Source organism: Thiocapsa imhoffii, from assembly GCF_016583985.1.
Lineage (GTDB): Bacteria > Pseudomonadota > Gammaproteobacteria > Chromatiales > Chromatiaceae > Thiocapsa > Thiocapsa imhoffii.
The window spans coordinates 1-16,216 of the sequence record NZ_NRSD01000037.1 but is presented as its reverse complement, the minus strand read 5'-3'; the positions used below and the strand labels follow the sequence as shown (position 1 = coordinate 16,216).

15 protein-coding genes are annotated in these 16,216 nt (G+C 64.4%); 8 read left to right on the top strand and 7 right to left on the bottom strand.

The genetic code is table 11. From position 1 onward, the window contains the following. Positions 1-146 precede the first annotated feature (146 nt). Positions 147-593, bottom strand: a complete 447-nt coding sequence (locus CKO25_RS19550; protein ID WP_200389637.1) for a TIGR04255 family protein — start codon at positions 591-593, stop codon at positions 147-149. 773 nt (positions 594-1,366) lie between these two features. Then, positions 1,367-1,621, bottom strand: a complete 255-nt coding sequence (locus CKO25_RS19545) for a hypothetical protein (RefSeq protein WP_200389636.1) — start codon at positions 1,619-1,621, stop codon at positions 1,367-1,369. Between the two features lie 162 nt (positions 1,622-1,783). On the opposite strand from CKO25_RS19545, the gene CKO25_RS19540 reads away from it, so the two are divergent. Beyond that, the gene (locus CKO25_RS19540; RefSeq protein ID WP_200389635.1) at positions 1,784-2,254 is read left to right on the top strand and encodes a DUF1640 domain-containing protein; all 471 of its coding nucleotides are present in this window, start codon (positions 1,784-1,786) and stop codon (positions 2,252-2,254) included. 19 nt (positions 2,255-2,273) lie between these two features. On the opposite strand, the gene CKO25_RS19535 is transcribed toward CKO25_RS19540, so the two are convergent. After that, a complete protein-coding gene (locus tag CKO25_RS19535) occupies positions 2,274-2,450 on the bottom strand; it encodes a hypothetical protein (RefSeq protein WP_200389634.1) in 177 nt (58 codons plus the stop codon). Between CKO25_RS19535 and CKO25_RS19530 the strand changes: the two genes are divergently transcribed. After that, positions 2,440-2,805 (top strand): Uma2 family endonuclease, encoded by a 366-nt coding sequence (locus CKO25_RS19530; protein WP_200389633.1) that lies wholly within the window; start codon positions 2,440-2,442, stop codon positions 2,803-2,805. The two genes, CKO25_RS19535 and CKO25_RS19530, sit on opposite strands and share 11 nt — an antisense overlap. Before the next feature lie 147 nt (positions 2,806-2,952). Here the strand turns inward: CKO25_RS19530 and CKO25_RS19525 are convergent, their stop codons facing one another. After that, positions 2,953-3,864 (bottom strand): hypothetical protein, encoded by a 912-nt coding sequence (locus tag CKO25_RS19525; protein WP_200389632.1) that lies wholly within the window; start codon positions 3,862-3,864, stop codon positions 2,953-2,955. 328 nt (positions 3,865-4,192) lie between these two features. Between CKO25_RS19525 and CKO25_RS19520 the strand changes: the two genes are divergently transcribed. The 3 genes from CKO25_RS19520 (at position 4,193) to CKO25_RS19510 (ending at position 7,463) form a co-directional block, all read left to right on the top strand. Beyond that, positions 4,193-4,558 (top strand): PqqD family peptide modification chaperone, encoded by a 366-nt coding sequence (locus CKO25_RS19520; RefSeq protein ID WP_200389631.1) that lies wholly within the window; start codon positions 4,193-4,195, stop codon positions 4,556-4,558. Positions 4,559-4,580: 22 nt separating this feature from the next. Then, complete coding sequence (locus CKO25_RS19515; protein WP_200389630.1) at positions 4,581-5,543, top strand: AAA family ATPase; 963 nt, start codon at positions 4,581-4,583, stop codon at positions 5,541-5,543. 87 nt (positions 5,544-5,630) lie between these two features. Further along, the gene (locus CKO25_RS19510) at positions 5,631-7,463 is read left to right on the top strand and encodes a cobaltochelatase CobT-related protein (RefSeq protein WP_200389629.1); all 1,833 of its coding nucleotides are present in this window, start codon (positions 5,631-5,633) and stop codon (positions 7,461-7,463) included. A gap of 146 nt (positions 7,464-7,609) precedes the next feature. Here the strand turns inward: CKO25_RS19510 and CKO25_RS19505 are convergent, their stop codons facing one another. Together CKO25_RS19505 and CKO25_RS19500 are read right to left on the bottom strand one after the other, a co-directional pair. After that, positions 7,610-9,541: an asparagine synthetase B family protein gene (locus CKO25_RS19505; protein WP_200389628.1), complete on the bottom strand. Its 1,932-nt coding sequence runs from the start codon at positions 9,539-9,541 to the stop codon at positions 7,610-7,612. A 589-nt stretch (positions 9,542-10,130) separates the two neighbouring features. Continuing rightward, entirely contained in the window at positions 10,131-10,718 is a 588-nt protein-coding gene (locus tag CKO25_RS19500; protein ID WP_200389627.1) for a hypothetical protein, read from the bottom strand. A 780-nt stretch (positions 10,719-11,498) separates the two neighbouring features. Here CKO25_RS19500 and CKO25_RS19495 point away from each other — a divergent pair. The 3 genes from CKO25_RS19495 to CKO25_RS19485 all read left to right on the top strand — a co-directional run bounded on the left by CKO25_RS19495 (position 11,499) and on the right by CKO25_RS19485 (position 15,151). After that, positions 11,499-11,966, top strand: coding sequence for a lasso peptide biosynthesis B2 protein (locus CKO25_RS19495; RefSeq protein WP_200389626.1), 468 nt, complete (start codon positions 11,499-11,501; stop codon positions 11,964-11,966). Between the two features lie 85 nt (positions 11,967-12,051). Beyond that, a complete protein-coding gene (locus CKO25_RS19490; RefSeq protein ID WP_200389625.1) occupies positions 12,052-13,914 on the top strand; it encodes an ABC transporter ATP-binding protein in 1,863 nt (620 codons plus the stop codon). Continuing rightward, on the top strand, positions 13,907-15,151 hold the full coding sequence (locus CKO25_RS19485) for a nucleotidyltransferase domain-containing protein (RefSeq protein ID WP_200389624.1): 1,245 nt from the start codon (positions 13,907-13,909) through the stop codon (positions 15,149-15,151). Before CKO25_RS19490 ends, CKO25_RS19485 begins: the two co-directional genes overlap by 8 nt. A 167-nt stretch (positions 15,152-15,318) precedes the next feature. Here the strand turns inward: CKO25_RS19485 and CKO25_RS19480 are convergent, their stop codons facing one another. Then, complete coding sequence (locus CKO25_RS19480; protein ID WP_242467763.1) at positions 15,319-16,116, bottom strand: ElyC/SanA/YdcF family protein; 798 nt, start codon at positions 16,114-16,116, stop codon at positions 15,319-15,321. Positions 16,117-16,216 lie beyond the last annotated feature (100 nt).

Here is a 16,216-nt window from a genome sequence, read left to right as displayed (position 1 = left end):
GAGAGAACCTCGTTCTAGTGAGTCGCAAGTTTATCTCGCATCGTCGCGTTTACTCCTTCGTCAAATCTGTCACAATCAAATTGCTTACTAAAAGGTTATTTGCTTCTATTATATCATTTAATCTCCGTTCTATTGAGCGGAACTTTCTATACAGTCTCTAAGCTTACTTGGTCCGCAGGATCTTTGGATTCAATTAGGTCAACATACTTCAGAGAGTAACGAGTAAGACCATCAACTAAGCTCGCCTGCTTGAGGATTTCCATCATGCTGAGGATCATGCTCTTGAAGTGAGGCCAACCTTGATAGGGTAAGTTACAGGCAACAGCCATACTGCGATCGCCAATCATTAGGCTATAATCGGCCAAACGAATACGGATAAGCGGAATATATTGCAAGTTTGGATCGTTGTTTCGAATAACTTCGGGTATTTCTGCATGCGGGAGTCGCTCTAATTTTTTCTCACCTTTCAAATCGGAGAAGATCACTCCTGGAAGTATGCTGGATAAAGGGAGATGCGCAAGGAATCGACACTCAAAAAGCGCATCAATAATGGGTTCCTTATGAAGTCGACGGGGAAGCTTTTCATTCATCATTAGCTTATTAGATGCTCTTTCCGATAAGGCGTCTGAACAACAAGGCTATTCAACATAGAATCAGACACGCGGAAGCGGTTTTGTTCATAGGGCCGGACAACAGCGCGACGGGACTCCTGCGAGTATTTCTTAGCATTAAGGTTATTCTAATAAATATGAATTTCAACTTAGATCTGTGGTCGGCCTGATGAGCAAGCCCCTCGCAAGTGACTGGCTAGGTGGACGGCACCTCACGCAAGAACGAGTTCCACTTCTGCGATACCTTCCCATGCTCTGTGTCAGACTGGGGCACGCCGCTCGTGCTCGGTGTCGTACGTCCTAAACATAGCATAGTGGCATACGGGAGATATCCTGCGATCAACTCTCGACGCCGCCATCGAGAGCATGGCGGTGCACCAGGCTTGGTCGAATCGCAATGCCATGCTCTCCTCGGCTGTGACTTCGGTTGCTCGCATGCGTCCAGTTCGCGACGAGACCTTAGGTTCACGAAGCAGAGAGTGTGCGCCTGTTCCGCCCGTCAAGCCGCTGCCTACCTCCGGCAGATGAGCGTCTGCAATGCGCCGGCGCTGTTAGGGTCGCCTGAACTGACCCGATCCAAGACTAGCTGGACCGTAGGGTGGATAAGGCGCGTGGCACGCCGTCTCGGACACGCCGCCGAGCTGGATCGCGCCGCATCCACCGGCGGCCTCGTCGCGCGCCTCGCTGTCGCTGGTGGATGCGCTACGCTTATCCACCCTACGGGCTTTCCGCTGCCATATCTTGAGTAGGGTGGATCAGCGCAGCGCATCCACCACCCCGTTGGCCGGGAGCGCCGTCGGCCGAACCTGACCGGCGCCTGGTGGATGCGGCGCGGCCGACCTCTTGCCAATCGCCAACCCTCGAGCGCGCGCCTTATCCACCCTACGGGGCTCCCACAGATTCTGTAGGGTGGATAAGCGCAGCGCATCCACCACCCCGTAGGTCGAGAGCGCCGTCGGTCGCACCGGAGCGGCGCCTGGTGGATGCGGCGCGGCCGACCTCTTGCCCATCGCAACCCTCGAGCGCGCGCCTTATCCACCCTACGGGGCTCGCACAGATTCAGTCGGGTGGATCAGCGCAGCGCATCCACCACCCCATTGGCCGGATCGAGGCGAATGACCGGCAACCGGTGTACACTGCAATCCAATCAAACGAGGCACGGATGAACAACGATGAGCACCGTGGTCGAGCTTTACGAAGCCCTTGCCAGCGCGCCGGACGAGCGAGCGCGGGCCCGCGTGATCGCCGAAGCCTTCGAGCGTCTGGAAGAGCGTTATCCCCATCTCCCAGATCTCGTGACGCGCACGCATCTGAGCGAGACGGAGCTGCGTCTGCAAAAGGAGATCGAACAGTTGCGCGGCGAGCTACGTCAGGCCGAGCTCCGGCTGCAAAAGGAGATCGAACAGTTGCGCGGCGAGGTCAAGTCCGAGATCGAGCAGTTACGCGGCGAGGTCAAAACCGAGATCGAGCAGTTGCGTGGCGAGCTACGCCAAACCGAGCTCAGGCTTCAGAAAGAAATGGTCCAAATGCGCGGCGATATGACCGCCGCGATCGAGCGTAGCCGCAACAGCGTGCTGCTGTGGCTCATCCCGCTGATGTTCGCCCAAGTCGGTGCGATGGCGGCCTTGGTGAAGCTGCTTTAAGGTGATTTCCGGGGAAACGTCAACCGCCCGCGGCCTCATCCAGCGCGGCGTGCCCGCCGACGGGCAGATCGCCCAGGCCACCGGCCTGAGTCCCGATGCGGTCGATGCCCTGCGCGCGGGCGATTGGCACTGAGCCGACAGACGACGCACGGACGCCGACGTCAAAACACACCACGCGGCTCACGTTGCTCCTCATCGAAGCCATCGGCAGACGCGCGATCGTCTCCACCCAACACCCGATCCTGCTCGGCGACCTGAGCGCACCTCAGCCCGACATCGCGATCCTCAAGCCGCGGGACGCCTTCGACAGCTCGGGACCTCCGCAGGCCGCAGACGTACTTCTGGTCATCAAGGTCGCCGACAGCAGCGTCCGTGACGAGCGCAACCGAAAACTGCCCCTGTACGCCCGCAACGCATCACAAGCCGCCGAGCCGGAGGAGCCCGCTTGCGGGCGATCCCCCCTGAACCCCTCCCTCACGGCCGTCCCGATGGCCGATGCCCACAAGTGCAGGTGCCCGCGACCGGCGGCCTGCGTTGATTGCCTGCTTTGACCCAGGTCGCGCCGGCGCCTGCCCGGAACAATCCAACCCGACCAGCCCATCCCGCCATCCTGGTGAAGTCAGGGCTGCATTCCCTGCGTTGGGTCTAAAAAATCACTGATCAATGATTATTTTCATTCGTTTTAAGCATTAGGGGGTTCATTCGGGCTGGTTCATGTGGGCGAGCAGGTGTTCGAGGGTCTCATCCAACCGGTCGAGGTGCCAGGGGCGGACGAAGCGGTACACCCTGATACTGGAGGCAACCCGTCCGCACTGGCGCAGATGCGCGCCCGCCTGACCTAAACGCCGCACCAGGCCAGCCCGGTAGGTATTGGAGCGGATCAGGCCGATGGACGCATGGCCGCGTACCGGCTCGATGCATGGTGTCGCGTCCTCATCGGCCCGCTCCAGCAGATAGAGGCGACGCAGGGGCAGCGGCTGGACATGAAAGCCGTCCTCGCCCGCGAGCCGCAGGTGATACTTGTCGTTGCGGGTCAGATCAGGCGTCAGCGGGCGGTGATCCATGCCAAAGTGTGCCAGCGCATCGCGCCAGAGCTTGATGCGCGGAAAACCGGGGTAGAAGGTGGTGCAGTCCGTCTCGGGAACCGCCAGGCCGACATCGTCGGTGAGCAGCGGCAGCCCGCGCCGGTGCAGGGCGGCGGCTAGGGTCGACTTGCCCGCGCCGGATTCGCCGCAAAAGGCCTGGGCGCCACCGTCCAGGGCGACCGCGCTGACATGCAGCGGCAGCAGACCACGCTGATGCAGCAGCACGCCAAGGGCTGTGCCGAGCAGCCAGAGTCGCACGTCGCCGGGGTCCGCGCTGGATTCGGGCTGCACGCGGATGCTGCGGCCCTGTTCGACCCGGTAGCGCGCGATCCCCTGGATTTGGAATTGATAGATGCCCGGGGTGGTCTCGTGCTCCCGGGCGACGTTGGCATCATCCAGGCTGGCGTCCAGCGTGTCGAGCCGCACCTCGATGTCGGGTGGAGCATCGGCTGCCGCTGCCAGCAGCTCGGGGCAGTCAAAGTCGGCGTGCAGGGTCAGGCCGAAGATCTGATACGCGTAGGGCATGGGGCGGGGGAGGCTCGGCAAGGGTCGCCGAACATCGGCGACGGTGGAGACCGGAGTCATCAGTGGCCGGTTTTCGTTGGTTGGCAGAGGATCGATCCTGGATCAGGGTCGTTTCTCGGGCCGCCAAGAGCCGGGCGCCGCCCCGCGTTTGATCCATCTCGCCGACTGGATGGGCATCCGGTGTCGCGGCAGGGGCGACCGGGGCATCTCAGCGCAGAGAACTCACGGCACGCGACCAACTGCTGGATCGTCAACGGATTCAATGGCGAGGATGGTATCATGCCCCGCACACTCGAAGCCCTCGGACCTAGGCGCGAGTGATCGATTCATGCCTCGTTCAGATCACAAGGCCATCCTGATGAACACGAGCCAGATGAGCGCAGACGCAACCCTAACCCCGCAGACGCGCGTGCGTCAGCATCCCGACCAGATCGCCGCGGAGGCCGACGGTGAGGTGCTGATGATGAACGTGGAGTCCGGTCACTATTACGGCCTCAACGCGGTAGCCAGCTTTATCTGGCAGCAGCTCGAACAGCCGCTCACCATCGCCGAACTCTGTGCGGCGATCCAGGCCGAGTTCGAGATCGACGAGGAGCGCTGCCTAGCCGATACGCTGGCCTTTGTGAAGGACATGCTGGAGGATGGACTCGCCCGGATCGATACGCCTGAGACGACCGTTGCCCCTTCGTCTTGATCGGCCCGACTGGGCATCGAGCATGACACCCGCCGACGGCACAGATGGTACCTCCCCAGCCGGGGTCTCCACTGCGCCTTGCGATTGCGCTGCGCTCTTCGGCTTCAGCCTCCCCTGGCCCGTGCCGGCTTTCACCACGTCCGAGGCCCACGTCCCCGATCTGGACCCGGCCTTTCGCTTTGTGCCCGCAGTCACCCGCGCCATTCTCATGGGCTTCGCCCACAATCGTCGGGTCTATGTTTACGGCCCCCATGGTGCCGGTAAGTCCTCCCACATCGAGCAGGTGGCGGCGCGGCTCAACTGGCCGTGCGTGCGGGTCAACCTCGACGGGCATGTCACGCGCGCCGATCTCATCGGCCGAGACATGGTGGTGGTGCGCGATGAGCATCCGGTGACCGAGTTCGTCCCCGGCATCCTCGTCTGGGCCTTGGAACACCCCGTCGCACTGGTCTTCGACGAATACGATGCGGGGCGACCCGACGTCATGTTCGTGATCCAGCGGCTGCTGGAGGCCAACGGCAAACTGACCCTGCTGGACCAGAATCGCGTCATCACCCCGCATCCAGGCTTCCGTCTCTTCGCCACCGCCAACACCGCCGGCCAAGGGGACGCCTCCGGTCTTTACGCCGGCACCCAGGTGCTCAATCAGGCCCAGCTCGACCGCTGGCCGGTGGTCTGCGAGCTCGGCTACCTGCCCGCCGCTGAAGAGACGGCCATCCTGCAGGCGCGGGTTCCTGAGCTCAACGCCCCCACGGCCGCCGCGATGGTCAGACTCGCCGGCTTGTGCCGCAGCGCCTATCGCCAGGGCGACCTCGGCCACCTCTTCTCCCTGCGCACCTTGATCGCTTGGGGCGAGAACCAGGTGCTGTTGGACGCTCTAGACGACTCGTTCCGCCTGGCCTTTCTCAACCGCTGCGACGAGAGCGAGCGGCCCCTGGTGGCCGAGATCTACCAGCGTTGCCTGGCGCGGGAGCTGACGCTCTAACCATGGCCCCGCCATGCGCCGAGGCCGCTGCTGTCACACTGGCATGGTCACCGTACCCCCCTTGGGTCGATTCCGGACGCGCCGGCGATGACGGATGCTGAGCCCAAGGATGCGGCGGCCGTTATGGCCCTGCAGGCCGCTTGGCAGCGGGCCTACGCCGGCGATCCGACGACTGATCTGGCGCCGACCCTGGGACCCGCTCATCCCGAGTGGCGGGGCGGGTCCGATGCCCTCGCGGCCTGGCAGCGTTGGCACACAAGTGCGGTCGATCACCGTTTCAGCGATGCGGAGTGGCCCTGGTACGCGATCCTGGAGCGCGCTCGGGTGGAGACCCTGGCCGGCCGCGATCTGCCGGGTATGGCCCTGAATCTAGCCGACGTCGCGCCGTTGGCGCCGACCGACGCGCGGGCGACGAGCCTTTATGACCTGGCCCGGCGTGTCTTCGATGGCACCCTGTCCAGCGCGAACCCGGATGAGACCACCACGCGCGAGGAGCCGGAAAGCCTCTGCTTGAACGGTTTCACCGAAGATCCGAGCCGGTCTGGGGCCGAACAGCCAGCCCCAAGAAACCCGGCGGGAGCCCTCGGTGCCTTGCTGCGTCGCCTGAAACGGGGCCAGTCCTTGAGGGCCGCAATGGATGGGGGCGCGGATGACAGGACCGACGCGCCGAGGCGAGTGCGCCTGGGCCGCGCCCCCAGTGCCGCCAGGATCGCTGAGCAGCTGGAGCAGGCCCGCGCCATCCTCGCGGATGCCGACGGCTTCGCCGAACGGATACTCCCGCTGGTGCGCGAGCTAACGCTGGCCGCGGCCGACGATCAAAGCCCTCTTCCTGCCGCAGCACGCAGACAGGGATCAATCTCCCCACCCGCGATGCCGGGGGACGCCGAGATTGATCCGCCTGATGGCGCCCAGCCAAACCCGGACGACGAAGCCGAGACCACGGACACCCCGGCCGGTGCCGTCGACGGCATCACTCCCGATCGGCACGACCCCGGCTATGCCACGTACAGCCGCCGCTGGGATCAGCTTCTGGATGCCGCGCAGCTTTACCAGCCGAGCGACGCCCTGAACCTGCGACAGATCCCCGAGCCCGACCAGCGCCAGGCGCGCCGCCTGGCCTTGCGTCTCCAGCGCCGGCTGGTGGCCGCTCGTCTGCGCCGCTGGTCCTTCGATCAGGACGAGGGTCGCCTCGACAGCCGCCGCCTCGCCCGCCTGCTCACCCGCCGGCCCCCTTATGCTGTCTTCCGTCAGGAGGACGAGGCCCCGGTGCCGGAGGCCTGCGTCACCCTGTTGGTCGATCAGTCGGGGTCCATGCGCGGACTGCCGCAGCGTCTCACCGCCCAGGCCATTGATCTGGCGGCCCGCACCCTAGAGATCTGCGGCATCCGCTGCGAGGTGCTCGGCTACACCACGCGCTTCGGCGCCGACAACCCCCTGGTCCGGGCCTGGCGCGCCGCGGGCGAGCCGCCGCGTCCCGGTCGCCTCAACGCCCCGAGGCATCTCATCTACAAGGGGGCGGACCAACGCTGGCGTCGCCGTCGCCCCTACCTGGGTCTCCTGCTGCGGGACGGACTGGGCCGCGAGAACCTGGACGGCGAGGCCCTAGACTGGGCCGCCAGGCGGCTGCGGGCATGGCCCGAGCCACGCAAGATCCTCATCGTGCTCTGCGATGCCGCCCCCTATGACGAGGCCACGGTGAGCGCCAACGGCAGGCGGTTCCTGGACGACCATCTCCGCGCCGTCATCGCCGCCGTCGAGGCCTCGCCCATCCACCTGGCCGCGATTGGCGCCGGTCAGACCGTGGGACGTTTCTACCGCCACGCGCTGACTTTACGCCAGCCCGCCGACGTGGCCGACAGGCTGTTCGAGCACCTCGGAGACCTGCTCACCCGACCCCTCGCTGAGGCGTCTCATGTCTGAGCCTCGAACAGGTCAGGTCCCTGCGCGCGGGCGACCAGCAGTGAGCCGACCTCCGGCGCAATGACGCCGCCAGCGATCCGGTCAACCCGATGGAGCCGTTGGCGGCCCGGGTGAGCGCGTCCAAGCATCGCGATGCAGGCTCTCAGCTAGCGATTATCACTCTCAACCTGACGGATGAAGGTACCGACCGAGAGGCCTCGCAGCAGCTTCAGACGGTAGCGCTGCTCTTGGCGGCTCTGCTCCCATCCTGTTTCGGGCCAGTCGTCCAGCGACCTTAGAAGACTGTCCAGATCCAGATAACGGCCCACGCCTTTGTCCCGTAAACGCCCCAGTTCCTCGCGCATCCGTGGCAGGCTGGCCCCAGCCGACTCGAACCAGTCGGCGGCCTGATAGCCCTTGGTCCGTGCATGCAGGATCTCGGGGGGCAGTACGCCATCCATCAACCGATGCAGCAGCCAGCGGGTCTGGCCGTTGCGCAGGTACTGCCGATCCGGCACCGCCAGACAGAATTCGATCAGGCGCCGATCGGCGGTGGGATCGCGCCGCTCCAGGCCGGCGGCATTGGCGGCCGCCTGATAGTCGCCGTTGTCCAGCCGCTCCAACACGGCGATCCGCATACGCCGACCGTCGGCCCAGGGTCGGTAGCTGAGATCCCAGCCACTGGCGCGCACCCGGGCCGCATGATCCATGCGTTGCAGGAAGGCGGGATGAATGGCGGTGTAGTCGGTAAGGTTCCAATCATGCCCACGCAGGCGCCCGATCAGTGTCCATAGCGCGGGGGGCAGGTAGGGACCGGCCGATTGCAGCAGCAGAGCGCGCCAGCGCATCGACTGATGACGCTTCAGGGCGCGCGCCTCACGCCACCAGGCGCCCCACTGACGCCGGCCGAACAGGTGCGGCAGATATTCCCGGCCAGTATAGGAAATCGTCATGTTGCCCATTTCCCCGTTGAGCAGCACCTTGGCGCCGCGCTCCGCGGCCGCGGCCTCGATGGCCTTCATCCAGACCATGTTGCAGGGGTTGAGCGGCGGTCGGTCCAGGCTCTGAACGTCCTCGTCCAAGCGATCGATCGGCGCGGTGCCGGCGGTGCGGATCAGGTGGTGCTCGATCGTGGGGAACCGCGCCGCGACGGCACGGGCGCCGGGGCCTTCGTCGGCGTGGCGGCCCCTCGGGGCGGAACCGGAAAAGCCCTCACGCGGCACCGCCGTATAGGCCAGTAGCCCCTCACCGCGCGCCGCGAGTTGCCGGGCGGCCAGGGCCGTGACGGTGGAGCTATCGAACCCGGAGCTGAGATGCGAGGCAATAGGACCACAGGCGCGCAACCGGCAGGCCACCGCGCGTTCCACCTGCTCACGGAAGGCCTCCAGATAGTCGTCATCACTAGAGAGCTGGATGTCCTGCTCCGGATCCCAGCGGTGATAGCGCCGGGTCCTGACCCGATCCCCTTCCAGCACCAGGAGCTGACCCGGCTCGACCCGGTAGATGTCCTGGTAGAAGGACTCCGGGCCGACCATCGGTAGCAGGCAGAGATAGTCCTGCAGCCGCTCCTCGCAGATCGCCTGCGCGACCCCGGGAATGGCAAAGAGGGCCTTGGGCAGGGTCGCGAAGGCGAAGAACGCGGACTGGCGGTGCCAGTAGAGCGGCCGGTTGCCCAGCGGATCACGCGCCAGCCAGAGGCGCCGTGTCTTGGGTTGCCAGCAGGCCAAGGCGAAATCGCCGAGCAGGCGGTCGAGGCACCCGGTATCCCAGCGCAGACAGGCTTGCAAGACCAGGTCGCTGTCGGCCAGCAGGCGCAACTCGACCGGGGGAATGCCGAGGGTGGCGGCTAGTTCCTCGCGGTTATCGAGCCGGCCATCGAAAAGCAGCACGGTTTGGCTTTCCGGATGGGCGAGGGGTCCGCTATCCAAGCGGTCTTCCGGTGTGGTGCGCAGCAGAGTACGGAGAAAAGCAGCACCCGGCGTGACCAGATTGCGCTTGGCGTCACGCCCATAGGGTGCAAGCAGATTGAGCATGCGCTCAATGATTGCGCGATCAAGCTGGGCGGCATCAAGGCGTATAAGCCCAGCAATGGCAGTCATGTCTAGGTCGCGTGTAACCGTCGATTCGGCTGGCGGTAGTGACCCGCAAGCCCCGTATGTGGATTGCTCTCAACGAACGAAACGAGTCGAAGGGACTCATCCTCAACCATTTTGGTTTGGAATTAACCAAAAGATCGGTTACGAGTCACTGTCAGGTCAGTGGGAAGGATCTCACATGTTACAGAGCTGGCTTCGGGGATGATGGCTTGAACTACCCCGAAGTCGTCACTGTTTTAAAGTCCCGTTTAAGAGCTAACTAGTTTGACCAGCATCTGGCGTTCCACCGGCCCCGAATTCTGTCATAATGATGGCTTCGCGGCTGTAGGCCGGAGTTTCGTAATGCCGTCGTTGGTTATCGCTAGGGTTGCAAGCGATCTCCTGAACATGATCTGAATTCCACACATCCGGGAACAGCTCAGCAGCACTGTGACTCATAAAAAGCTCCTGTTTTTTGTGTGAGTTTAAACAACGGAAGTCGCGATTGATCGAAATCGGCCACCTCAACTCATACGTTGAATCCAACCTTTACATATCCCGAGGCTATCGAGTTCGGGTACGGCGGGATACTTGTATCCAAGCGAGGGGTTCATCAACGCCTTTCGGCCTCAGGTGGAGGCGGAAGCGGTGTGTCATCGGGAATCATCGCCGCCGTCATCGCTTCGATGGCCTCTGGTGTAAAGCCAGCACCGTCGAGCGCTTCGGAGAGGTTGGAGCGCAGCATGACGGAGTCCATGAACGGAGTAGGACCTCTGATGGCTTCTGGCTGCATCAACTGCGCGATATGATCCTCGCTCGCCTGCTGCATGGCGCTGATCTCATCGTCCGACATGCCGGCGGAACGCAGCGACTCCGTCAAGGCGATATTTTCGTTCCGAAGGTTTTGGATCTGTTCGAAATCCGTGGCGCTCGGCGTCTGGCGCCCAGCGTAACCAGGAGGTTCCACCTCCCAGGCTGGGGACCCCACGTCGTGGAAACGTGGCGGCCGAGCCGACTTCACAGCGTCCTGATGACCGAGCCCGGTGTCGATTGTTTGCTCTACAGCTGCCCGTGCCCCTGCTCCGGGGGTCGAAGCGACCTCCCCGGAGTCACCATCCAGACGTCCCCACAGCAGGATGATGACTAGACCAAGGGACGCGACACCGATAGTCAAAGCCAGGATGGGTCGTTTGCTCATCATTACTTCCGCATCATGCCGACGTCAGCCAGTAGCCGGGTCACGACGCCAATGTCATTATCGGAATGTCGAGAAATTCGCAACGGTTCCGAAATTCACGAAACCCGCTGCGGTCGTTAGGTCAGGGCACGTCGGCAAATTTGTTGATCTCAACCACACGGTTTTATCGCCAGTAAGCGCAGCCTGAAGCGCATTCGCGATCCCCGGATTGGTCGTAGTCATGAAAATCGCATAGGGCGCAACCGATGCTCTGTCCGGTTGCGCATAGATGGTGTATGTCGTCCCATCGGTGTAACTCGAAACCAGCCGGAAAAAACCAGAACATGTTGCTGCAACCGCAGCCGTAGAGAACACCATCGAGCCAGCGACTAGAAGACCAAACAGACCGAGAGACGCGATTTTTGAACGTGCCATCACCACCACCACATGGATGCTACTGTTAAAATAACCCAGCCGTGAAGCCCGTGTCAGACGTCCGTGAAGGCCTTCACCCGTTGTGAAGAGCCGGCGTCTGGAGAGTGCTGCAGCACGCCCTGTTAGTCAGAAATAGCAGAGCCGAGTACAAGTGTCAACGCTTCGGGAACATGTACCGTACTCAGCGCCTCCGGGCACTTAGCGTGTGGATGCATGACTGCTTGCGGCGACAGATCGGGGTCGGGCTTGGTTCTGATTTGGGTCGATCCACAGACGCGGGTCCGCTTGCCCCATCGGAGCTGCATCGCCTGCTAGGCCACCGCCCGAGGACAGACCATCAACACCATACCTGCTCATCTACCACGCAAGGTGGCGACCTTCGCTCGCCAACCTCGCTTCATCCAAGCCTGGTTCCTGCCCACTTGGATCCTGTTGGGATTCGGCAAGGCGCTGATCTTCGGCGTATCCTTCCGCCGCCTGGCGCCGCGGCTCGGGCGCCGGTCCGGGATTGCGCCCTGGGTTCCGTTGCTGACCCCGGCGCAGGAGCGGCGCGCCCTGCTGGTCGGCAGAGCGGTGCGCTTGGCGGCCCGCCACACCCCGTGGGACTCCAACTGCTTTCCGCAGGCCGTCGCTGCGCGCGTCCTCTTAGGTCTCTATGGTGTGCCTTATGTCCTCTATTTCGGTTTGATGCGTGATCCGACGGAACCCGCTAACCTGAAGGCGCACGCCTGGGTTGCCGCCGGGCGGGTGCGCGTCACCGGCGGCACCAGCTTTGGGCAGTTCACTGTGGTGGGCTGCTTCGTCGCACCGGGGCTGGCCGGCGTGGCCCCCGCTTGAACGCTCCGCCGTTCAGCGCGCTCGGCGATCCAGACGTGCAGCGGTGTCCTTTCCAGGTGCTCGGGTGCGGAGCCGGTGAACGACCATGAAACCGCTGCGCGCCTTCTGGCGGCTGCTCGGGGCGGCACCCCGCGGGCGCCTGCTGAGCTTCATTCTCCTCATGACACTCGGTAGCCTGACCGAGGGCATCGGCCTGCTGTTGCTGGTCCCGCTGCTCGGTGCCCTGGGTGAAACCGCGGGAGGCTTCGCGGTCGGTGAGGCGTTACCGTCCAGCGCCGATGCCGGCGGCACGGGCGGCGGACAGGGCAACCCGCTGATCGAGGGCTTGGTGAGCGGTCTCTCCTGGCTGGGTCTGACGCCAACCGTCGGTGGTCTGCTGCTGGCATTTGTCGGCCTGGTGGTGCTGCGGAGCGCCATTCAGTTTGGTCGGGAACGCCTCGGCATCAGCCTGCAATATCGATTGGTGGACGGTCTGAGGCTGCGCGCCTACGAGGCTCTGCTCGGCGTGGAATGGCGATGGATTGCCGCCGGCCGTCGCTCTGACCAGGCCAACCTCCTGCTCACGGACATCAACCGGGTCGGTGTCGGGCTGCATTACGGCATTGGTCTGCTGGCCACCGCCGTGACGCTCACGGCCTATCTTACGGCCGCGCTCGTGCTCTCCTGGACGATGACCATTCTGGTGCTCGCTAGCGGCGGTCTGGTGTTTGCCCTGATGGCACGCCAGCGGCGCCACGCCCTGAGCCTGGGTTACGCTCTCGGGGAGGCCAACCGGGAATTACAGAGCCGGGTGCAGGAGAGCCTGGCCGGGATCAAGCTGACCAAGATCCTGGGGCAGGAGAATCGGCACCTGGCGCAGTTCGGCCAGACGCTGGCGCGTCTGCGCGACCGTCAGTTGCGGTTCGCCACCAGTACGAGCCTGTCACGGGCGTTCTTCCAGGTCGTCGGCGCGGGCCTCTTGGCGACCTATCTCTACGTGGGTCTGGCGCTATGGCGGCTGCCTGTGCCGGAGCTGCTGACCCTGGTGCTCATCTTCAGCCGACTGATCCCGCAGTTTATCGCCGCCCAGCAGCAGATCGCCCATTGGCTGCACGCCCTGCCGGCGCTCGAACAGACCGAGCGGCTGCTGGCGGATTGTCGGGACGCCGCCGAACCGATCGTCGAAGCGACCACCGCGATGGGCGCAGCGCCGGCCACCACGCCCTGGCCCATCGAGGAGGCCATCGCCTTGGAGTGTGTGAATCTCACCTATGCCGGCCGGGATCGACCGGCCCTGGACGGCGTCACCCTGCGTCTACTGGCCCGTACGACGACCGCCGTGATCGGAGCCTCGGGGGCTGGCAAGAGTACGCTGGCCGATGTGCTGATGGGTCTCTTGACCCCGGATGCGGGTGCGGTGACCATCGACGGAGAACCCCTGATCGGTGCCCGACGTCATGCGTGGCGCCAGTCCGTCGCTTACGTACCCCAGGAGGTCTTCTTGTTTCACGACAGCATCCGTCACAACCTGCTGTGGGGCGGGCCCGAGTCTGACGAGGCCGCTTTGCGAGAGGCGCTGGAACGGGCGGCCGCCGACTTTGTCTTCGATCTGCCGCAGGGCCTGGACACCCTGGTCGGCGATGGGGGCGTCCGCCTCTCGGGCGGCGAGCGCCAGCGCCTGGCCCTGGCGCGCGCACTGCTGCGCCGACCGAGCCTACTGATTCTGGACGAGGCGACCAGCGCCCTGGACCGCGAGAACGAGGCACGGGTGCGCGCCGCGATCGAGCATCTGCACGGTGATCTGACCCTGGTGCTCATTGGGCACCGCCTGGCGACCCTGGAGCACGCGGATCAGGTTGTGGTGCTGGAGGCTGGGCGAGTGGCCGCCCAGGGGACTTGGGAGCAGGTGCGCCCGGATCTGGCGGCGCTGCCGGGCGACCTGATTGGAGCGGGGCTGCGCGATGGCTGAACTCGCGCAACTGCAGCGTCTTTTGTTGGACCTCATCAGCCCTCGGCCGGTCATCGACCCGGCCCGGCTCACCGCCCTGACCGCGGCAGACTGGGAGAGCATCCTACGCATGGTGCGTCAGCATCGCCTGGCGCCGCTTCTGCACTGGTTGCTGACCCGCGACCGTGCCGGGCTCCCGGTCCCGGCTCGCATTCGCGAGGAACTCGCCGCCGGGTTTAAGCGCGCGACCCTGCGCGCCCTGGTTCTGCGCCGTGAGTTGGTGTTAATCCATCGCTTACTCACGGCGGCGGGCATCCCCTGCTTGGCGTTGAAAGGCGCCTTTCTCGCCTTTCATGCCTATCCCCAACCGGGGCTGCGGCCCTTGCGGGACCTGGACATCCTGGTGCCTGCGGACGAGGCATTGCGCGCCTTTGATACCCTGATCGCCGGCGGTTTGGTCCGGCCGCCGGAATATCAGGGCAATGCGGAGGCCAAGATCGCCATTCACAAGCACTTGCCGCCCCTGCGGACGGCTCCCGGTGGCGTAACGGTGGAGGTGCATGCGCGCTTGAATCACCCCAACCAGCGCGCGGCGACGCTCGCTGATCCCAGCGCCGAACCCGCCTTCTGGCAGCGGGCGATCGACGTCCAGGCTGGCGGGGACACCCTGCGTTTTCCCGCACCCACCGACATGCTGTTGCATCTGATCGTGCATGCCGCGGTCGATCACAAATTCGATAATGGCCCACTGATCCTGAGCGATATTGCGTTCCTCCTGGAACGCCAGCCGATCGATTGGCCCCGCTTCTGGCAGGCCGCTGACCAAGGCCGACTGCAGCGCGCCTGCTGGCTGACCCTGCGCCTAGTCGAGCACCACTGGGGTGGCGACAGCATGCGCTGGCCAGCGATGACCGAGAGCGTTCCGGGTGGTGAACGGGCCCTGGAGCAGGCGTCTTTGCTGATGTTGCGTGACTTGAGCACCGGTTCGGATGTCAAGCTGGCGCATACCTTCGTCCACCAGCAATCGGTTCGGGCAAAATTCGGGTTGCTGTTCGGTCGCCTGATTCCATCTAAAGCGAGAATCGCCTCTGGCTATCCGGTCCGACAGGATTCTGCCAGCATCTATCTCTACTATATCCCGCACCTCTGGCGCCTCGTCAGCCAACGCATCCCGCGTATTCTGAAGTTGCGGCGCCAGACACACGTCCGGGGTGAGCTGGAGCTTCTCAATGACCTGCAGAGCTGGCTGGCGGGGTGATGTCGGAACGCCGTGCGCCGCTGGAGCCGGCGCAGCGTTTGTCCCGGGAGGAGGGCGAGGGGGCGGGGACTGAGGCGATTCCCGTCCGCTGCGATCCCCGTCGGTTGTGCTGAGGACAGAACGCGCAACCGCCCGGTCGAGCACGCGGGCGGGCCTGAACTCCTCCCTCAAGGCCGTCCCGATGGCTCATGCTCAAACCCCAACGCCAAGAACCCCAAAAACTCATACCAAGCCGTTTCGGTCTTGCGCAACTCATCCGCTGATGGAATCCAGTCGCGCAACCGCGCCCCGCTCGCGCGCGCGGCGCGATGATGCGTCGGCGCTGGAATCGGATCGAGCCCCACCGCGCGAAAATGACGCACCGCCCGCGGCATATGCGAGGCCGAGGTGACCAACACCAACCGCGGCTCGGCCCCCAGTGCATCCCGCATCGCGTAGGCTTCCCCGGCGGTATCCACCGGCGTGTCCAACACCAGGATCCGCTCCGGTGACACACCCAAGGCCCGTGCCGCTTCCGCATAGCCCAGCGCCACCGGCGCCAGATCGCCGCTGCGACTCGCGCCACTCACCACGAGCAGCGCATCCGGAAAGAACCGGAGCACCCGCACCCCCTCGAACAGGCGCACGGCTGAACTCTCGCTCAGTTGCGCGCTGATCGGCCAACGCGCATCCGGCCACCAGCCGCCACCCAGCACCACCACCGCCGCGACCCCTTCCAGCCCGGAAGGGTCGAGGAGCGGCGGATGCCGATCCTCCAACGGTGCCAACACCGCATCGGCCACCGGACGCCAAGACGCGAGCAGCAGACACGAGAAGGCGACGACCACCACGCCCCGACCCAGCCGCCGTCGCCCGATCGCCAGCAGGATGAAGCCGAGCGTCAGCAGCCCGAGGAGGAGCGGGAAGGGCATGAAGAGGGTTGCGACGAGCGACTTGAAGCCGCCGTACAGCGTGTCAAAGGCCATGCGGGAGCAGCCGGTTCAGATGGGATCGCGATCGAAGATCATACCGCGCGCGTGTGGCGTTGGGCGGTGCTTTGATTGAGAGGGGGGAGGGGAGCGGGAG

Excerpts from the sequence above, each read along its gene's own strand:
- CKO25_RS19550 (WP_200389637.1), bottom strand. The coding sequence starts at position 593 with ATGATGAATGAAAAGCTTCCCCGTCGACTTCATAAGGAACCCATTATT.
- CKO25_RS19545 (WP_200389636.1), bottom strand. The coding sequence starts at position 1,621 with ATGGGCAAGAGGTCGGCCGCGCCGCATCCACCAGGCGCCGCTCCGGTG.
- CKO25_RS19540 (WP_200389635.1), top strand. The coding sequence starts at position 1,784 with ATGAGCACCGTGGTCGAGCTTTACGAAGCCCTTGCCAGCGCGCCGGAC.
- CKO25_RS19535 (WP_200389634.1), bottom strand. The coding sequence starts at position 2,450 with ATGAGGAGCAACGTGAGCCGCGTGGTGTGTTTTGACGTCGGCGTCCGT.
- CKO25_RS19525 (WP_200389632.1), bottom strand. The coding sequence starts at position 3,864 with ATGCCCTACGCGTATCAGATCTTCGGCCTGACCCTGCACGCCGACTTT.
- CKO25_RS19520 (WP_200389631.1), top strand. The coding sequence starts at position 4,193 with ATGCCTCGTTCAGATCACAAGGCCATCCTGATGAACACGAGCCAGATG.
- CKO25_RS19515 (WP_200389630.1), top strand. The coding sequence starts at position 4,581 with ATGACACCCGCCGACGGCACAGATGGTACCTCCCCAGCCGGGGTCTCC.
- CKO25_RS19510 (WP_200389629.1), top strand. The coding sequence starts at position 5,631 with ATGACGGATGCTGAGCCCAAGGATGCGGCGGCCGTTATGGCCCTGCAG.
- CKO25_RS19505 (WP_200389628.1), bottom strand. The coding sequence starts at position 9,541 with ATGACTGCCATTGCTGGGCTTATACGCCTTGATGCCGCCCAGCTTGAT.
- CKO25_RS19500 (WP_200389627.1), bottom strand. The coding sequence starts at position 10,718 with ATGATGAGCAAACGACCCATCCTGGCTTTGACTATCGGTGTCGCGTCC.
- CKO25_RS19490 (WP_200389625.1), top strand. The coding sequence starts at position 12,052 with ATGAAACCGCTGCGCGCCTTCTGGCGGCTGCTCGGGGCGGCACCCCGC.
- CKO25_RS19485 (WP_200389624.1), top strand. The coding sequence starts at position 13,907 with ATGGCTGAACTCGCGCAACTGCAGCGTCTTTTGTTGGACCTCATCAGC.
- CKO25_RS19480 (WP_242467763.1), bottom strand. The coding sequence starts at position 16,116 with ATGGCCTTTGACACGCTGTACGGCGGCTTCAAGTCGCTCGTCGCAACC.